This is a genomic window from Mesorhizobium sp. B4-1-1, from assembly GCF_006439375.1.
Taxonomy (GTDB): Bacteria; Pseudomonadota; Alphaproteobacteria; order Rhizobiales; family Rhizobiaceae; genus Mesorhizobium.
This window is the reverse complement of record NZ_VFTH01000011.1, coordinates 185,629-201,202: the sequence shown is the minus strand read 5'-3', so window position 1 is coordinate 201,202 and position 15,574 is coordinate 185,629. Positions and strand designations below refer to the sequence as shown.

At 64.9% G+C, this 15,574-nt stretch carries 15 protein-coding genes; 6 read left to right on the top strand and 9 right to left on the bottom strand.

Features of this window, described 5'->3' with window-relative positions:
* Positions 1-6: 6 nt before the first annotated feature.
* The 3 genes from FJW10_RS17555 to FJW10_RS17545 are packed head-to-tail and all read left to right on the top strand — an operon-like array spanning position 7 to position 2,089.
* Positions 7-804: an ABC transporter ATP-binding protein gene (locus tag FJW10_RS17555; protein WP_246674293.1), complete on the top strand. Its 798-nt coding sequence runs from the start codon at positions 7-9 to the stop codon at positions 802-804.
* Positions 801-1,586: an ATP-binding cassette domain-containing protein gene (locus FJW10_RS17550; RefSeq protein WP_140901036.1), complete on the top strand. Its 786-nt coding sequence runs from the start codon at positions 801-803 to the stop codon at positions 1,584-1,586. Before FJW10_RS17555 ends, FJW10_RS17550 begins: the two co-directional genes overlap by 4 nt.
* Positions 1,583-2,089, top strand: coding sequence for an L-2-amino-thiazoline-4-carboxylic acid hydrolase (locus tag FJW10_RS17545; RefSeq protein ID WP_140901035.1), 507 nt, complete (start codon positions 1,583-1,585; stop codon positions 2,087-2,089). The genes FJW10_RS17550 and FJW10_RS17545 overlap by 4 nt, the downstream gene beginning before the upstream one ends.
* 112 nt (positions 2,090-2,201) lie before the next feature.
* Here FJW10_RS17545 and FJW10_RS17540 read toward each other — a convergent pair whose 3' ends face one another.
* The 8 genes from FJW10_RS17540 to FJW10_RS17505 form a co-directional block, all read right to left on the bottom strand.
* Positions 2,202-2,990, bottom strand: coding sequence for a DeoR/GlpR family DNA-binding transcription regulator (locus FJW10_RS17540; protein ID WP_246674289.1), 789 nt, complete (start codon positions 2,988-2,990; stop codon positions 2,202-2,204).
* A 65-nt stretch (positions 2,991-3,055) separates the two neighbouring features.
* The gene (locus tag FJW10_RS17535; protein WP_140901034.1) at positions 3,056-4,354 is read right to left on the bottom strand and encodes an FAD-binding oxidoreductase; all 1,299 of its coding nucleotides are present in this window, start codon (positions 4,352-4,354) and stop codon (positions 3,056-3,058) included.
* A gap of 2 nt (positions 4,355-4,356) precedes the next feature.
* On the bottom strand, positions 4,357-5,727 hold the full coding sequence (locus FJW10_RS17530; RefSeq protein ID WP_140901033.1) for a glutamine synthetase family protein: 1,371 nt from the start codon (positions 5,725-5,727) through the stop codon (positions 4,357-4,359).
* Positions 5,728-6,110: 383 nt separating this feature from the next.
* On the bottom strand, positions 6,111-6,872 hold the full coding sequence (locus FJW10_RS17525; protein WP_140901032.1) for a glucose 1-dehydrogenase: 762 nt from the start codon (positions 6,870-6,872) through the stop codon (positions 6,111-6,113).
* Positions 6,873-6,883: 11 nt separating this feature from the next.
* Positions 6,884-7,696 carry an ABC transporter permease gene (locus tag FJW10_RS17520; protein WP_140654373.1) on the bottom strand — a complete coding sequence of 271 codons (813 nt, stop codon included), beginning with the start codon at positions 7,694-7,696 and terminating at the stop codon, positions 6,884-6,886.
* On the bottom strand, positions 7,696-8,559 hold the full coding sequence (locus FJW10_RS17515; protein ID WP_140901031.1) for an ABC transporter permease: 864 nt from the start codon (positions 8,557-8,559) through the stop codon (positions 7,696-7,698). The genes FJW10_RS17520 and FJW10_RS17515 overlap by 1 nt, the downstream gene beginning before the upstream one ends.
* Before the next feature lie 77 nt (positions 8,560-8,636).
* A complete protein-coding gene (locus tag FJW10_RS17510; protein WP_140785721.1) occupies positions 8,637-9,800 on the bottom strand; it encodes a spermidine/putrescine ABC transporter substrate-binding protein in 1,164 nt (387 codons plus the stop codon).
* Entirely contained in the window at positions 9,781-10,917 is a 1,137-nt protein-coding gene (locus FJW10_RS17505) for an ABC transporter ATP-binding protein (protein WP_140901030.1), read from the bottom strand. Before FJW10_RS17505 ends, FJW10_RS17510 begins: the two co-directional genes overlap by 20 nt.
* 118 nt (positions 10,918-11,035) lie before the next feature.
* Between FJW10_RS17505 and FJW10_RS17500 the strand changes: the two genes are divergently transcribed.
* The 3 genes from FJW10_RS17500 to FJW10_RS17490 all read left to right on the top strand — a co-directional run bounded on the left by FJW10_RS17500 (position 11,036) and on the right by FJW10_RS17490 (position 14,261).
* On the top strand, positions 11,036-11,848 hold the full coding sequence (locus FJW10_RS17500) for a helix-turn-helix transcriptional regulator (protein WP_246674288.1): 813 nt from the start codon (positions 11,036-11,038) through the stop codon (positions 11,846-11,848).
* Between the two features lie 129 nt (positions 11,849-11,977).
* The gene (locus FJW10_RS17495) at positions 11,978-12,676 is read left to right on the top strand and encodes a GntR family transcriptional regulator (RefSeq protein WP_140901028.1); all 699 of its coding nucleotides are present in this window, start codon (positions 11,978-11,980) and stop codon (positions 12,674-12,676) included.
* 229 nt (positions 12,677-12,905) lie between these two features.
* On the top strand, positions 12,906-14,261 hold the full coding sequence (locus FJW10_RS17490) for a glutamine synthetase family protein (RefSeq protein WP_140644664.1): 1,356 nt from the start codon (positions 12,906-12,908) through the stop codon (positions 14,259-14,261).
* A gap of 89 nt (positions 14,262-14,350) precedes the next feature.
* On the opposite strand, the gene FJW10_RS17485 is transcribed toward FJW10_RS17490, so the two are convergent.
* Positions 14,351-15,568, bottom strand: a complete 1,218-nt coding sequence (locus FJW10_RS17485) for an FAD-dependent oxidoreductase (RefSeq protein ID WP_140901027.1) — start codon at positions 15,566-15,568, stop codon at positions 14,351-14,353.
* Positions 15,569-15,574: the final 6 nt, after the last annotated feature.

The window sequence follows — 15,574 nt, the reverse complement described above, 5'->3', positions numbered from 1 at the left end:
GCCAAGATCGAAGGTTCGATTGAGTGGCAGAAACCTCGATCGTCCCGTTCCTTCGCGCCCCCCTCTGTCCTGCCGGACATCTCCCCCACAAGGGGGGAGATCAGCAGTTCCGTCGCCGGCTCTCCTTTTGCAACGCCGGCCATTGGCGAAAGCAGACGCGACAGTTCAATCTCCGGCAGGACAGAGGGGGGCGCGACAGAACGCGACCTATCCACGGTTGGCGAAAACCAGGCACCCCGCCTCGGCCGTGACATCGGCTTCGTCTTCCAGGACCCCTCCTCAAGCCTCGATCCGGTGATGCCGGTCGGCAGGCAGATCGCCGAGGTCGTCCGCACCCATTTCGACCTGACCTGGCCTGACGCCTTCGCCAAGGCCAAGACCCTGGTCGAACGCGTCCGTCTCCCCGATCCGGACGCGGCCCTCCACGCCTATCCCCACCAGCTTTCCGGTGGCCAGAAGCAGCGCGTGGCCATCGCCGCGGCAATTGCCGCCGGCCCGAAGCTGTTGATCGCCGACGAAGCCACCAGCGCGCTCGACACCATCGTCCAGGCCGAGATCGTTTCCCTGATCCGCAGGCTGGTGACCGAGGACGGCATGACGCTGCTTTTCATCAGCCACGACATCGCGCTCGCCGCCTCGATTGCCGATCGTATCGCGGTACTGCGCCACGGCGAACTGATCGAGCTCGGCGAGACGGACCAGATCATCAATGCGCCGCGCCATGCCTATACGCGGTCCCTGCTCGATGCCCATCTCGGCCTCGACGCCAAGCCTTTGCTCGGCCGGCAAGGTGCCTCGGCATGACCGTGCTTGCCGTCTCCAGTCTCGCCAAGCGCTATCATCGTGGCGGCAGGCCTTTCGCGGCGATCGACGACGTGTCGTTCGAGATCGAGGCGGCGGAAACGCTGGCGCTGGCAGGTCCCTCCGGCAGCGGCAAATCCACCATCGCGCGGCTGGTGCTGCGTCTGATCGAGCCCGATGCCGGCCGCATCGAGTTCGAAGGCGCGGACCTCCTCGCTCTGTCGGGCGCCGCGCTGCGCGCGCGCCGCGCCCGCCTGCAAATGGTGTTCCAGGATCCGCTCGCCGCCTTCAATCCGCGCGCCACGGTGGCGCGCGTGCTGGACGATCCCCTGCGCGTTCACAACATCGCCTCGCGCGCGGAGCGCCCGCGCCGGATCGCGGCGCTGCTGGAACGTGTCGGCCTCGACGCCAGCCTTGCCAGCCGCGCTATCCACGAGATTTCCGGCGGCCAGCGCCAGCGCGTTGCGATCGCCCGCGCCATCGCCACGCGGCCGTCGCTGATCGTGCTCGACGAGGCGGTGTCGGCGCTCGACGTATCGGTGAGCGGGCAGATCCTGGAATTGCTGCTTGACCTGCAACGGCAGGAACGGATCGCTTATCTGTTCATTTCCCATGACCTCGGCGTCATCCGTGCCGTGGCGCACCGCGTCATCATCCTCGATGCCGGCAGGATCGCCGAGAGCGGCGATGCCCGCGCCGTCATCGCCAATCCGCAATCGGCGATCGGTAAGGCCCTTGTCGAGGCGACGCCGAAGCTTGTCAGAACCAATCAGGAAGCACCATGACCGATCCCGAAGCCACCAGAGCCGAGAAACTATCGCGCGAGCTCGACTCCGCCTTCCGTAACCGCGCCGACCTCTACCGCCTTTTCCTCGAAGAGTTGACCGCCGAGCTCGGCGCCGAGAAGGCCGAGGCGGTGATGATCCGCAGCATCGAGAAGCGCGGCCGGGAGGTCGCGGCGGCGGCCTTTGCCGGCTTCGGTCCCAATGACGCGCCGGCGATCGGCGAGGCCTTCCTTGCCGTCAGCCCGGATGGCGGCCGCATGTATCCCACCGATGTCGAGCGAGGCCAGAACCACATCGCCTTCAAGGTGAAGCGCTGCCCGCTGAAGGACGCCTGGGTCGAGGCCGGCGTCGGCGAGGAGAAACTCGCCACGCTCTGCCGCATCGCCGGCGCCTTCGACCGCGGCCTGTTCGAGGCGACCGGCGTGCGCTTCGCCAATGTCACCTGGACACCGGACCACGGCCCCGGCTGCTGCCACATCGCGCTGACCAATCGAGACGCTTAGCCACGAAATTAAAGCATGTCTCCCGAAAGTCGGAACCGGTTTCGGGACAAAGACATGCGTAAAATCAAAGCCCTAAAGCGCACGGAGCGGATCTGAAAGATCGCGACGCGCTTTAGCTCTCGGCAAAGACGTGCAGCTCGCCGCCTGCCTCGTCGATCGCGGCGCGCAGTGCCGCCGCCGGCTCGCTGTCGGCGACGACATCGGAAATCTCGTTCAGCGCGCAGACGCGTTCGAGTCCGCTGCGGCCGAACTTGTCGTTGGTGACGACCAAGATAGTTGACAGCGATCGTCCCATCATCGCCCGCTTCACCGCGGCCGCGCCCGAAATCATGTCGCTTGGCCCTTCGGCATTCAGCGCAGAGGCACCGATGATGGCGACGTCGGCATTGTAGCGGCGCACGAATTCGACCGTGTCCTCGCCTAGCACCGCGGCCTCGCGGCTGTCATAGGTGCCTGGGCAAAGGATGACGCGAAAGGTCGGATTGGCACCGGCCACCGAGGCGACGCCGATGGAGTTGGTGATGATTGTCAGATCCCTGCCAAGCTGCGAGAGGCTGCGCGCGACCTCGTAGGTGGTCGATCCGCCATCGATCATCACGATGCGGCCTCGCTCGATCAACCCGGCGGCGCCACGTCCGACGCGGACCCGCTCCTCGACCATAGTGAGGCCGCGTTCGGCGATCACCGGTTCCGACGTCACCAGCGAAATGGTGGCGCCGCCATAGGTGCGGTTGATAAGCCCCGCCTCGCCGAGCTCGATCAGGTCACGGCGAATGGTCTCGCCGGCGACACCGATCCGGCGCGCAAGCTTCGAGATGCGGATCGAGGCCGAGCGCCGCACCTCCGACAGGATCAGCTCATGGCGTTCCTTCTTCGTCAGCCGGCCCGGCTCGATATTCATCGCTCTTCCCTCTCAAGGTCCCCGGCGCGGAGACATTAGCCACGCCGGGGACAGGAAAGCCAGCGTCAGCGTCTGAGCCGATCGCGCATGGCGTACCACAGCATGCCGAGCACGTAGAGCGGGCCGCGCAACGCCGTTCCGCCCGGGAACGGCAGCGGCGTCAGCGTCGAGAACAGGTCGAGCCGCGAGGCATCGCCCGTGATCGCTTCCGCCAGAAGCTTGCCCGACAGCGTCGACAGGATGACGCCCTTGCCGGAATAGCCATGCGCGAAATAGACCTCGCCATAATGCCCGACATGCGGCAGGCGCGAGGTCGTCACCGACACCAGCCCGCCCCAGGCATGGTCGATGCGGCAGTCCTGGAGCTGCGGAAAGGTCTTTTCCATATGCGGCCGCACGAAGCCGGCGATGTCGGCCGGCGGCGACGGCGTGTAGCGCTCGCCACCGCCGAACAGCAGGCGGCCGTCCGCCGACATGCGGTAGTAGTTGACGACGAACAGCGTGTCCGAGACCGCGACATTCGCCGGGATGACATTGCGCTCGCCCAAGGGCTCGGTGGCGACGATATAGTTGCCGACCGGCATGATGCGGCTGTTGACGCGCGGCTCCAATCCCTTGAGCAGCGCATCGCCGGCCAGCACCACATGCCTGGCGCGGACTGAGCCCTTGTCGGTGAACACCCGGATCGACGGTTCCCGCTCCAGCCGGACGGCAACCGAGTTCTCATGGATGACGACGCCGGCGGCGGACGCGGCGCGGGCAAGCCCCAGCGTGTAGTTCAGCGGATGCATATGGCCGCCGAGCCTTTCGTAAACCGCGCCCTGATAGGGCGTATCCACCATCTGACGCGCCTGCGAAGCCGACAGGATCTCGACATCGGTGAACTTCATCACCTTGGCGAGGCATTCGGCCTCTTGCTCGAAGTCGCGCACATCCGAAGCGCTGACGGCGCCGACCAGATGGCCGGTCTGGCGCAGATCGCAGTCGATGCCGTGACGCTCGATGATGTCGAGCACCAGCCCGCGCGCCTCGAAGGCGAGGTCGAACAGCGCCTTTGCCCGTTCCGGCCCAAAGCTCTTGACCAAGCCCCTGGCGCCCTTGCGCAGGCCCGGGATCATCTGGCCGCCATTGCGGCCCGAGGCGCCCCAGCCGATCTTGCCGCCTTCGAGCAGCACCACTTTAAGACCACGCTCGGCCGCATGCAGTGCCGCCGAAAGGCCGGTGCAGCCGCCGCCGACCACCACCAGATCGGCCTCGACATCGCCGGCAAGTGCGGGATGGTCGGGCGCCGGATTGGCGGTGGCGACATAATAGGATTTGCCGATATCGAGACCGGAATTGAAACCTGTCGAACGCGAAGCCATGGTCACACCTTGAGCAACAGATGGTCGCGTTCCCAGGACGTCACGACGCTCTGGAACAAGTCGAGCTCGACGCTCTTCACGCGCAGATAGGTCTGGAAGAAATCCTCGCGGAGCAGCGCCCGCACAGGCTCGCAGGCGGCGAAGCGGTCCAGTGCTTCCTCCATCGTCTTTGGCAGTGTGCTCCTGCTTTTATAGGCATTGCCGAAGGCCTCTTCCGAGCGCGCAAGCTTCTCCTCGATGCCGAGATAGCCGGCGATCAGCGAGCCGGCCATGGCGAGATAGGGATTGGCGTCCGCTCCCGGCAGCCGGTTCTCGATCCGCCGCGCGGCGCGCCCGCCCATCGGCACGCGCAGGCCGCAGGAGCGGTTGTCGTGCGACCATTCGATGTTGGCCGGCGCGCTGTGGTTCGGCCGGATGCGCCGGTAGGAGTTCACGTTGGGCGCGAACAGCGGCATGATTTCGGGGATGTATTTCTGCAGGCCGCCGATGAACTGCGCGAACATTCCGGTGTCCTCGCCGTCTTCGCCGGCGAACAAGGGCTCGCCCGCTTCATCGACGATCGACATGTGCAGATGCATCGAGCTGCCGGCCTGCGCGGCGATCGGCTTGGCCATGAAGGTGGCGTGCATGCCATTCGCCTGCGCCGCCTGGCGCGCCAGGCGCTTGAACAACAGCACCTTGTCGGCAAGCGCCAGCGGATCGCCATGCAGGAGATTGATCTCGAGCTGCGCCGTGCCGGATTCATGGATCAGCGTGTCGAGCGGCAGACCTGCGACGGCCGCATGTTCGTAGATCCGTCGCGTCACGGCTTCGAACTCCTCCATCGCCTGCATGTCGTAAGGGTGCTGCACGCTTTCCGGCCGGCCGTTGCGTCCGGTCGGCGCGGTGATCGGACGATCCGGATCGGGGTTCGGCGCCGTGAGATAGAATTCGAGCTCCGGCGCCATCACCGCGCGCCAGCCACGCTGGCGGTAAAGGTCGAGCACTGCCCTCAGCACATGGCGCGGCGAGGCCATCCACGGCCGGTCGTCCATATGGAAGGTGTCGGCAAAGACATAGGCCTTGCCGGCGCTGCCGGGCGCGACGCACAGCGTGGACGTGTCCGGCACCATGCGCATGTCGGGGTCCGAATAGGCGAAGCCCTCGTCGATGGAGCCGGAATAGCGGCCGTCGATGGCGACCAGGAAGGCGCTGCTCGGCAGATAGAGCGCCCGGTCCTCGAGCGACTTGAGGAATTTGGCGACCGGCAAGGTCTTGCCGCGCAACACGCCGTTGACGTCGGCCACGAAGCACTCGATTTCATTGATCGCATGCGTTTTCAGCCAGCCTTGCGTGTCCGCGCCGGGGAATGAGGTGTTCAGATTGTCAGGCATTGGTCACGTCCGTACGAAGGAGAGATCGCTTCGGCGGGCATGTCCGTTCCGGGTGGGGCGTTATCTGAGCTGCGTTATCCGAGAACGGACGCCCGCCTGATAACCGGCCGAAAGGCCGGGTCCAACGCGCCCTGCACGCCTTCGGTCCAGCCGTCGCGAACGACATGCGAGCCGACCTTGGTCTCCTCCGCGCGCTGCAGGTTCTCGTGACGGCAGCAGCGCATGATCAGCGACACCCCGTACGCGCAAACGAGATACCGCAGGCAAAAATCGGATGCCTTTCGCGGTATTGATGTTTTGCTTGCATGACGGGTCTCACTAAAGGTGGAATTATGGTTTGACCGATCATCGCCGCCGGCGCAAGTCCGCTTTGCTGGACCAGATCAGCCGATGCTCTCGCCGCCATCGACGACCAGCGCCTGCCCGGTCATGAAAGACGAGCGGTCGGAGACGAGGAACAGGATCGCTTCGGCGATCTCCTCCGCGTTCGCCCAGCGCCCCATCGGGATCTTGGTGCGGACATAGTTTTCGATCGCGTCGCGGCCGCCCATCTGGGCGATGAACGGCTCATTGAACGGCGTGTCGACCCAGCCCGGGCAGAGCGCGTTGATGCGCACATTGTGTCTGGCGTAGTCGAGCGACATCTGCCGGGTCATCGCCACCACGGCGTGCTTTGAGGTGGCATAGGCGATCATCTCGCGGTCGTAGAAGACTCCGGAATTGGACGCCGTGTTGAGGATGACGCCGCCACCTTGGGCAATCATCGCCGGCATGACGGTCTTCGCCGCCAGGAATTGCGCCCGCACATTGATGCGCCATGAGGCGTCCATGCCGTCGGTGCCGACTTCCGTCAGCGTGCCGCCGACCTGAATGCCGGCATGGCTGTGCAGGATATCGATCCGGCCATGCTTGCCGAGCGTTCCCTGGATGAGCTCTTCGACGGCCGTGTCGTTGCCGACATCGGTGGCGACAGCCTCGGCGCGGCCGCCGGCGTCGCGGATACCGGCGGCGGTGGCTTCGCCCGCCGCCGGATCGCGGTCCGCGATCACCACGAGCGCCCCTTCCCTGGCCATGATCATCGCCCCGGCGCGCCCGATGCCCGACCCCGCGCCCGTCACCACGGCGATACGGTCTTTCAGGATCATGGATTGGTCTTTCAAGGCGATGGCTTTCGACGGCCGAGCTGCCATTGCGCAAGCAGCACGAGCAGGACGGATGCGCAGAGCACGATCGTCGCGATGGCATTGATCTCCGGCGTCACGCCGCGCCGGATCGAGGCGAAGACATAGATCGGCAGCGTCGTCTGCGCGCCGGCGACGAAGAAGGCGATGATGAAGTCGTCGAAGGAGAAGGTGAAGGCGAGCAGGAAGCCGGCGATCACCGCCGGCATGATCTGCGGGAGCACGATCGATCGGAACGTCGTCAGCGGCGTGGCATAGAGATCGCTCGAGGCCTCGACCAGATTGCGGTCGAGGCTGCTGAGCCGCGTGCCGACGATCATCGTCACCAGCGCCATCGAGAACAATCCGTGCGCGGCGATGATCGAGCCGTAGCCGAGCGAGAGCCGCGGCGGCTGGTCGGTCGGCCACAGCGAAGCGAGGAACGGATTGAGGACGGCGAAGAGCTGCACCAGCGCCACCAGCGTCGAGATGCCGATGACGACGCCCGGAACGACGATCGCGGCGCCCAGCAGCGCGTCGAACAGCGCCCGCGTCCGCGCGCCGACGCGCTGCAGCCCGAGCGCCGCGGCCGTGCCGCAGAAGGCCGCGAGCAGCGCGCTCGTCGTGGCGATGAAAAGGCTGTTTTTCAGCGCTTCGACCAGGAAGGGATTGGACAGCGCCTTGCCGTACCATTGCACCGAGAAGCCGGTGAACTCGCTGGCATGATGCCCGGCATTGAAGGAGAACAGCACGACCAGCGCGATCGGCAGATAGAGGAAGGCAAAGACGGCAAAGACGAAGGCGCGCATCAGATCAGGTCCACCCGGCGTGCGCCCGAGAGCCGGGTCGAGATGCGATTGGCGACGATCAGCACCACGACCGAGACCAGCACCAGCGTGATGGCGATAGCAGATCCGAACGGCCAGTTGCGCGATTGCAGGAAGAGATCGACCAGCGCGTTGCCGATGAAGAACACCTTGCCGCCGCCGAGCAGCGTCGGGATCAGGTACTCACCGAGCAGCAGGATCATCACCAGCGAGAAGCCGGTCATGACGCCGGGCAGCGACAGCCTCAGCGTCACACCGAGGAAGGTCGACAGCGGCGTCGCACCCAGATCGGCGGAAGCCTCCAGCAGCCGGCGGTCGAGCCGCTCCAGGCTGACATAGATCGGCAGGATCATCAGCGGCAGGTAACCGTAGACAATGCCGAGCAGAACCGCGCCCGGCGTGTTGATCAGCCGCAGGTCCTCGATGCCGACATAGGCGAGCAGGGCCGGGATGCCGCGCCCGCCGAGGATGTACATCCAGGCATAGGTGCGCATCAGAAGGCTGGTCCAGAACGGGATGACGATCAGCGCGAGCAGGATCAATCGCCAGCGATCCGGTGCCCGCAGCGCCAGATAATAGGCGACGGGATAGGCGACGAGCAGGCAGGCGAGCGCTCCGACGGGGGCCAGCATCATCGTGTTCCAGAACGCGGTCGCCCGCGCCGGCAGGTTGGCGTATTGCGCGAAAGTCAGCGCTGCCTGGTAGCCGCCTTCGGGCGCTCGCTCGCCGACGCTGAAGATGGCGATGGCGACGAACGGCAGCACCAGGAAGACGACCAGCCACAGCGCCGCCGGAGCAAGCAGCAGCGCCGTGATGAGGTTTTTGCGAAAGAGACTGCCGCGCATCGATAAAGCCGGTTGGGAGCCGGCGGACATTCGTCCGCCGGTCGCATTGTCTGGTTCGGGTTTGTGGCCGTTCCCGCTCAAGCCGACTTGAAGCGCGCCATCAGCTCGGCGCGGCCCGGATCGGTGAGCGTCGCGGCGGCGCCGAACTCCAGTGGCTTCAACAGGTCGGCGGCCGGATAGAGGATCGGATTGTCCAGCACTTCCTTCGGCAGCAGCGCATTGACGCGCGCGTCGGTCGAGGGCGCGCCATTGGCCAGATGCTCCTTCACCGCGACCTTCGGGTTCATCAGGTAGTTGAGCAGCGCGTAGCCGGCCGGCTTGTTCGGCGCATCCTTCGGAATCGCGTAGAAATCGGTCCAGATCTCGCCGCCTTCCTTGCCGAGCACATAGGCGATTTCGGGGATGTCGCGATGGAGCTGCGCCCCGTCATTGGTCCAGCACATCGTCATCCAGGCATCGCCGGCGCGCATTCCCGGCTGATAGTCGCTCGACACCGCGAACAGATGCGGCTTGACTTTGAGCAGCAGTTCCTCCGCCTTGGCGAGCTCGTCCTGCTTCAGCGAATTGAAGGAATAGCCGTAATATTTCAGCGCATTGCCGATCGTGGTCAGCTGATAGTCGTGCACCATCGTGCGGCCGTCGCCTTCGGCCATCGCCGTGTCCCAGAATTCCTTCCAGCTCGACATCGGCTTGGTGAGCTTCTTGGTGTTCACGGCAAAACCGGTCGTGCCCCAGTTCTTCGGCACAGCGTAGGTCGTCCCGTCGATCGTGCCCTCGGCGGTGAAGCGTGCATCTTCCGACTTGCCATCGAAATTCCCGAGCTTGGCCATGTCGAGGGCTTCGATGATGCCGAGCTTCTTGTAGGTCGAGATGGTGTAGTTGGTCGGCACGAACAGGCTCCAGCCCGAGCCGCCGGCCTGCAGCTTGGCCAGCATCTCCTCATTGGAGCCGAAGACGTTGACCTCGACGGCGACGCCCGTATCGGCCTTGAAATTCTCGAAGGTCTGCGGGTCGTGGTAGTTCGGCCAGGTGGCGATCGACATGCGGTCGCCGAGGTTCTCAGCGGCAAAAGCTGGCGTCGGCATGATGCCGAGCTCGCGCGCCATCACCGCGGTCGCGACGCCGAGGCCGGTGAGGCCGAGGAAATCGCGCCGGCTGATCGAGCCGCGCTTCAGGCGCATCAACTGGTCAACGAATTTATCGGGGCTTATCGGCAGTCCATCACGATAGGATTTCGGCATGTTGGTCTTCCCTCTGGTTGGTCCCGTTGTTCTTGGGTCCCGGAAACGCCAGCGGCGCTCCGGCGGCAAAGCCGATGGCGACGGGTTCGCCCGGCTTGAAGAGATTGCCCTGGCCGATCACGTGATCGGCCTTGGCGAGCAGCGATCCGATACCCTGGACCTCGATCGCGTATTCCGCCGTCGAACCCAGGAATATGCGGTTGCGGACGATGCCGTTCAGGCTGCCGCCGCCGGGTGCTGAGAGGCTGAGCGATTCCGGTCGCAGGCTGACGGATACGGCCTCGCCCCGGCTGAGCGGCAACCGCTTGCGCGCGGCAATCACCGTGCCGTCTGCGAGCGCGACATCGACGAGATCGCCGGAGAGACCGGCCACCTTGCCGCTCAGGAGATTGGTCTTGCCGACGAAATCCGCCACGAACAGATCGGCCGGCTCGTCATAGATTTCGCTTGGCTGTCCGATCTGGACGACGCGGCCGCCATTCATGACGCAGACGAAGTCGCTCATCGACAACGCTTCCTCCTGGTCATGGGTGACCAGCACGAAAGTGATGCCGATCTCGCGCTGCAGGTTCTGCAGCTCGATCTGCATGTCGGTGCGCAGCTTCTTGTCGAGCGCCGCCAGCGGCTCGTCGAGCAGCAGCACCGCCGGCTTGTTGACCAGGGCGCGGGCGAGCGCCACGCGCTGCTGCTGGCCGCCGGAAAGCTCGTGGATCTTGCGGCGTCCGTAGCCGGCGAGCTGCACCATGGCCAGCGCCTCGCCGGCTCTCCAGGAGATATCGCGCGACGACAGCCTGGGTCTCGCCTGGCGCAGCCCGTAGGAGATGTTGTCCTCGACATCGAGATGCGGGAACAGCGCATATTGCTGGAACACCATGTTGACCGGCCGCCGGTAGGGCGGCGTGCCGGCCATGTCGCGGCCGCGGATCAGCACCTGGCCTTCGCTCGGCTGCTCGAAGCCGCCGATCATGCGAAGGCAGGTCGTCTTGCCGCAGCCTGAGGGGCCGAGCAGCGCGACGAAGGCGGAAGGTGGGACGGCAAGGTCGATGCCGCTGACCGCGGTGACCGCGCCGTAGCGCTTGGTGACCGCGCGAAATTCGATATCGGGCACTGCAGTCAAGCCACGGGCTCCAGCGACAGCGTGAGGCAATGTCTTAACGCTAGCAGAGGCAATGCCGCCTAGTATATACCTCGCAGGTGGTATATTTAGCCGATTTTATCGTTTGGAGGGGTATGAGTTGGCCGCTTCCCGCAGTGACGACTACAACGCCTTGGCCACCGTCATCGCCGCGTCGCGCGAGACCGGCGGCGACCATTTCGGCAAGGCGATCGTCGGCTGGCTGCGCGGGCACGTCCGTTTCGACCACTGCGTGATCTTCGGCTATCGCGGCGCCGCGAGGCCGCCGCTCCTGTTCGAGACCTTCTCGCCTGCCGAAAGCCACATCTTCGTCGCGCTCTATCAGGAAGGACCCTATCTGCTAGACCCCTTCCATCACGCCGCCGTCGAGCGCAAGGAAGGCTTTTGGCGCATGCGCGAGCTTGCGCCCGACCGCTTCTATGCCAGCGAATATTACCGGTCCTATTACAGCCAGACCCGCCTCGCCGAGGAGGTCGGTTTCTTCGTGCCTTTAGCCGGCAAGGACGCGCTGGTGCTGTCGCTGATGCGGCTGCGCGCCACCGGACCGTTCGGAACGGCGGATGCCAGGCTGCTGCGCGACATGGCGCCGGCGGTGATCGGCTTCTGCAGGCAGCACTGGCCGTCCCTGCCTGCCGAAGAGGTCCCGACCCAGCCCTCCGGCGAAACCATCGCAACAGCCAACGAACTCGATCGCGCGCATATCTGGAAGAGCCTGTCGCTGACCTCACGTGAAAAACAGGTCGTCGATCTGGTGCTTCAGGGTCATTCCACGGAATCGATCGCCAGGGCGCTCAGGATCGTGCCCGGGACCGTGAAGGTCCACCGCCGCAACATCTATCGCAAGCTGAAGATCAAGTCGCAGGCCGGCCTCTTCGCGCGCTTCGTCGAGATCATCGACGCGCGGATCGGATAGCAACGCCGGCCGCCCTTGCAGCGGTTCGCGTTGAGCGTCTATCGTGCAGCCGAAACGACCGGCCAGCTATCCCGGCGGCGGATCAGCTGACGAAACAGATCTCGGGACGGATGAAGTAACGCATCGCCAATGGCCGACAAATCGCAATTCGGGCTGACCGCTGTCGATACCGTTCCCCTGCATGAGAAAGTCTACCTGGAGCTCGTGCGCGCCTTGATGTCGGGGCAACTCCAGCCTGGCCAGAAGCTGACCTCGCGCAAGCTCGCCAAGGAGCTCGGCACCAGCGACATGCCGGTGCGCAGCGCCTTCATGCGGCTGCAGGCGCTGAGAGCCCTGAGCCCGATGCCGAACGGCAGCGTCGAGGTGCCGCTGATTTCGGCCGACCGCTTCCAGCAACTGACCGCCGTGCGCACGATCCTGGAAGGCACGGCCACCGAGCTCGCGACGAAACTCATCAACGGCAACAATCTGCGCGCGATCCGGCGCCACTGCGCGGAGCTTACCGAAGCCGCCCGCGGCGGCGGGATCGATAACTATCTGCGCAAGAACTATGACTTCAAATTCTCGATCTACCGCCATTGCGGCAACGAGCAGATGCTCTTCCTGATCGAGACGGTATGGATGCAGGTGGGCCCCTTCCTGCGAAACCTGCACATCGGCTTCGAGGATGACCTGGCCGGCATTCTCGGCATCGACTATCACGAGGAGGTCGTGGCGGCGATCGAGGCCGGCGACGGCGAAAGGGCGCGCGCCGCGATCGTGCGCGATATCGCCGAGGGCGCGGCCCACATCCTCGGCCAGGTGAAATTTCCGCAACTGCGCCACTGACGGGCAAGCCGGCCTCGAATCCGGCTTGGCTTTCGTCGATCGGGCCGCTATGTTGCGATCGCAGATCGCAGAATTTGGACCCGAAATGCCGCCCGATATCCCAGCTAGTGACTTGAAAAAATGAAGGAAAACAACCCGGCAGCAGCCGTGTTGACCTTCACGAACTCACAAGCTGAAAATTGGATATCGTAGCCGACAGGGCTACAGCACCTAGAAAAGGGGCTGGAAATTGAGCGATGCGATTGCGGACGTTTTGAAGTGGCTGGACGGCAGGAAGGACATCCAGAGCCTGCGGGCGGCGGTGTGCGACCTGAACGGCATCATGCGCGGCAAGCGCATTCCGGTCGAGCAGGCGCGCAAGGCGCTGGAAGGCAAGCTGCGCATGCCTTATTCGGCCATCGGGCTCGACATATGGGGCGAGGACATCGAAGGCAACGCCCAGGTGTTCTCGACCGGCGACGCCGACGGGCTTTGCCATTGGACGGGGCGCGGCATACTGCCCGTCAACTGGACGGCGCACCCGACGGCGCTGTTGCCGGTCTGGCTGGCGGACGACAGCGGCGCCCCCTACCTCGGCGATCCGCGCCGCGCGCTCGCACGCATCCTCGACCGCTACGCCGCGCTCGGCCTGACGCCCGTCACCGCGACCGAACTCGAATTCTACCTGGTCGACCCGACATCGCAGCGGCCTGTCGGACCGGTTTCGCCGGTAACCGGGCGGCGTCTCGATTCCGACGCGGCGCTTTCGATCGATGAGGTCGACGATTTCGAGGCCTTCATCCACGATATCTACGAAGCCTGCCGCATGCAGGACATTCCGGTCGACACCGCGATCGCCGAGAACGGCGTCGGCCAGTTCGAGATCAATCTCAACCACGTGCCCGACGCCCTGCGCGCCGCGGACGACGCCGTGCTCTTCAAGCGCACCGTCAAGGGCATTGCCCGCAAACATGGCTTCGCCGCCTGCTTCATGGCCAAGCCCTATGGCGAACGCGCCGGCAACGGCTTCCATGTCCATTTCAGCGTCCTCGACAAGGACGGCCGCAACATCTTCGACGACGGCTCGGATCAGGGCTCCGACACCATGCGCCATGCGGTTGGCGGCCTGCTTGCCGCGATGGCTCAAAGCACGCTGGTGTTCGCGCCGCATTTCAATTCCTACCGCCGGCTGCGGCCGCGTTCCTATGCGCCGACCGCCGTCGCCTGGGGTTATGAAAACCGCATGGTGGCGATACGCATTCCGGGCGGCCCGTCGGCGGCGCGGCGCATCGAGCATCGCGTCTCCGGCGCCGACGCCAATCCCTATCTGGTGCTGGCGGCGATCCTCGGCGCGGCGTTGATCGGCATCGAGCGCCAGCTCTCGCCTGGCGAGCCGACCGGCGGCGAGGGCCAGGGGCTGACGCTCGCCAAGCTGCCGCCCGACTGGGCCTCGGCGATCGCCGCCTTCGAGACCGGTCCGCGCGTTGCCGAGATCTTCCCGGATGTGCTGCGCGACGCCTTCATCGCCTGCAAGCGCCAGGAGCTGAACACTTTTGCGCTCAACGTCAGCGACTTCGAGATCGAAACCTATCTTGAAAGTGTTTGAGGTGCGCGGGTCACTGCCGCAATCCTGAACTACCGGGCCAGGCGCCTGGCCGCGCGGATTTCGCCGTTTCCGTGAAACGGTGAAACGCTCTAGATCACCGCTTCCTCGAGGAACGGTTCGTTGCGCGCGATCCTTTCGTAGCAGAATGGCGAAAGGTCCAGCGTCTGGAACGCGCCGTGGACGATCAGCTCCGACACCGCACGGCCGACCGCCGGCGACTGCTGCAGGCCGTGCCCCGAAAAGCCGTTGGCGAACATGAAGTTCTTCACTTGCGGGTGCAAGCCGACAATGCCGTTGTGGTCGAGCATGTTGTATTCGTAATGGCCGGTCCAGCTCGTCTGCACCTTCAGCGCGTCGAAGGCCGGAATGCGGTGCCAGAGCGCCGGCCAGATATGGTCGTCGAACTCCTCGAAATGCATTTCGAAGTCGTCGTAGTCGGCCGGCCCGTCGCCCTGCGGCGTGTTGCCGGTGAGGAAAAGCTCGCCCTCCGGCCGCACGAATGTGCCTGAAAGGTCGATGACATTGGGCATGCGGCCCGGGATCGCATTGGCGCTGGCAAACACGAAGCTGTAGCGCTTGTAAGGCGCGACCGGAATGGACAGCCCGGCCATGGCGGCGACCTGCTGGGCTCGCGGACCTGCCGCGTTGACCAGCGTGCCACAAGCGACCGTCTCGCCCGTCGAGAGCCGCACCGAGACGACCCGCCCGTCAACGACGTCCAGCGCCGTCACGGCATTGTCGATATATTCGACACCGCTGCCGCGAGCGGCGCGGCGAAAACCGTTCAACATGCCCATGGAATCGAACCAGCCCTCTTCGCGAGCGCCCCACGAACCGCCGCCGAGATCGTCGACATTCAGCCACGGAAAACGTTCCTTCAAGGCGCCCGGTTCGAGGAAGACGGTATGGGCGCCGAGGCTGCGCTGCAGCTCGACCCGTTCGCGCGCCGCCTCCACACCCTCGGGCGAGCAGCAATAGAGATACCCGTGCTCCTTGAAGCCGAGATCGGGCGCCGGCTCGTTCGTGTAGAACGGGGCCATCCGCTCCTGGAAACCACGGATGATCTCAATGCCGAACTGGCTGATCTTCACATTGATCGGATTGGAATATTGCTGGCGGATCGCGCTGGTGGAAAGCGCGGTCGAGGAGAATTCGTAGCTTGAGTCGCGCTCGACCACGAGGATCGAAGCGCCGCTGCCCAGCGCCTGGCTCAGCCAATAGGCCGTCGACGAACCGACGACCGCACCCCCGACGATGACGATGTCATAGGCGTTGCGCGACGGTGCTTTGTAAGGGGGGATTGCCATGATTAT

Bases quoted from the DNA above. Each gene is read 5' to 3' on its own strand.
- FJW10_RS17550 (WP_140901036.1), top strand. From the start codon at position 801: ATGACCGTGCTTGCCGTCTCCAGTCTCGCCAAGCGCTATCATCGTGGC.
- FJW10_RS17545 (WP_140901035.1), top strand. From the start codon at position 1,583: ATGACCGATCCCGAAGCCACCAGAGCCGAGAAACTATCGCGCGAGCTC.
- FJW10_RS17540 (WP_246674289.1), bottom strand. From the start codon at position 2,990: ATGAATATCGAGCCGGGCCGGCTGACGAAGAAGGAACGCCATGAGCTG.
- FJW10_RS17535 (WP_140901034.1), bottom strand. From the start codon at position 4,354: ATGGCTTCGCGTTCGACAGGTTTCAATTCCGGTCTCGATATCGGCAAA.
- FJW10_RS17530 (WP_140901033.1), bottom strand. From the start codon at position 5,727: ATGCCTGACAATCTGAACACCTCATTCCCCGGCGCGGACACGCAAGGC.
- FJW10_RS17525 (WP_140901032.1), bottom strand. From the start codon at position 6,872: ATGATCCTGAAAGACCGTATCGCCGTGGTGACGGGCGCGGGGTCGGGC.
- FJW10_RS17520 (WP_140654373.1), bottom strand. From the start codon at position 7,696: ATGCGCGCCTTCGTCTTTGCCGTCTTTGCCTTCCTCTATCTGCCGATC.
- FJW10_RS17515 (WP_140901031.1), bottom strand. From the start codon at position 8,559: ATGCGCGGCAGTCTCTTTCGCAAAAACCTCATCACGGCGCTGCTGCTT.
- FJW10_RS17510 (WP_140785721.1), bottom strand. From the start codon at position 9,800: ATGCCGAAATCCTATCGTGATGGACTGCCGATAAGCCCCGATAAATTC.
- FJW10_RS17495 (WP_140901028.1), top strand. From the start codon at position 11,978: ATGGCCGACAAATCGCAATTCGGGCTGACCGCTGTCGATACCGTTCCC.
- FJW10_RS17485 (WP_140901027.1), bottom strand. From the start codon at position 15,568: ATGGCAATCCCCCCTTACAAAGCACCGTCGCGCAACGCCTATGACATC.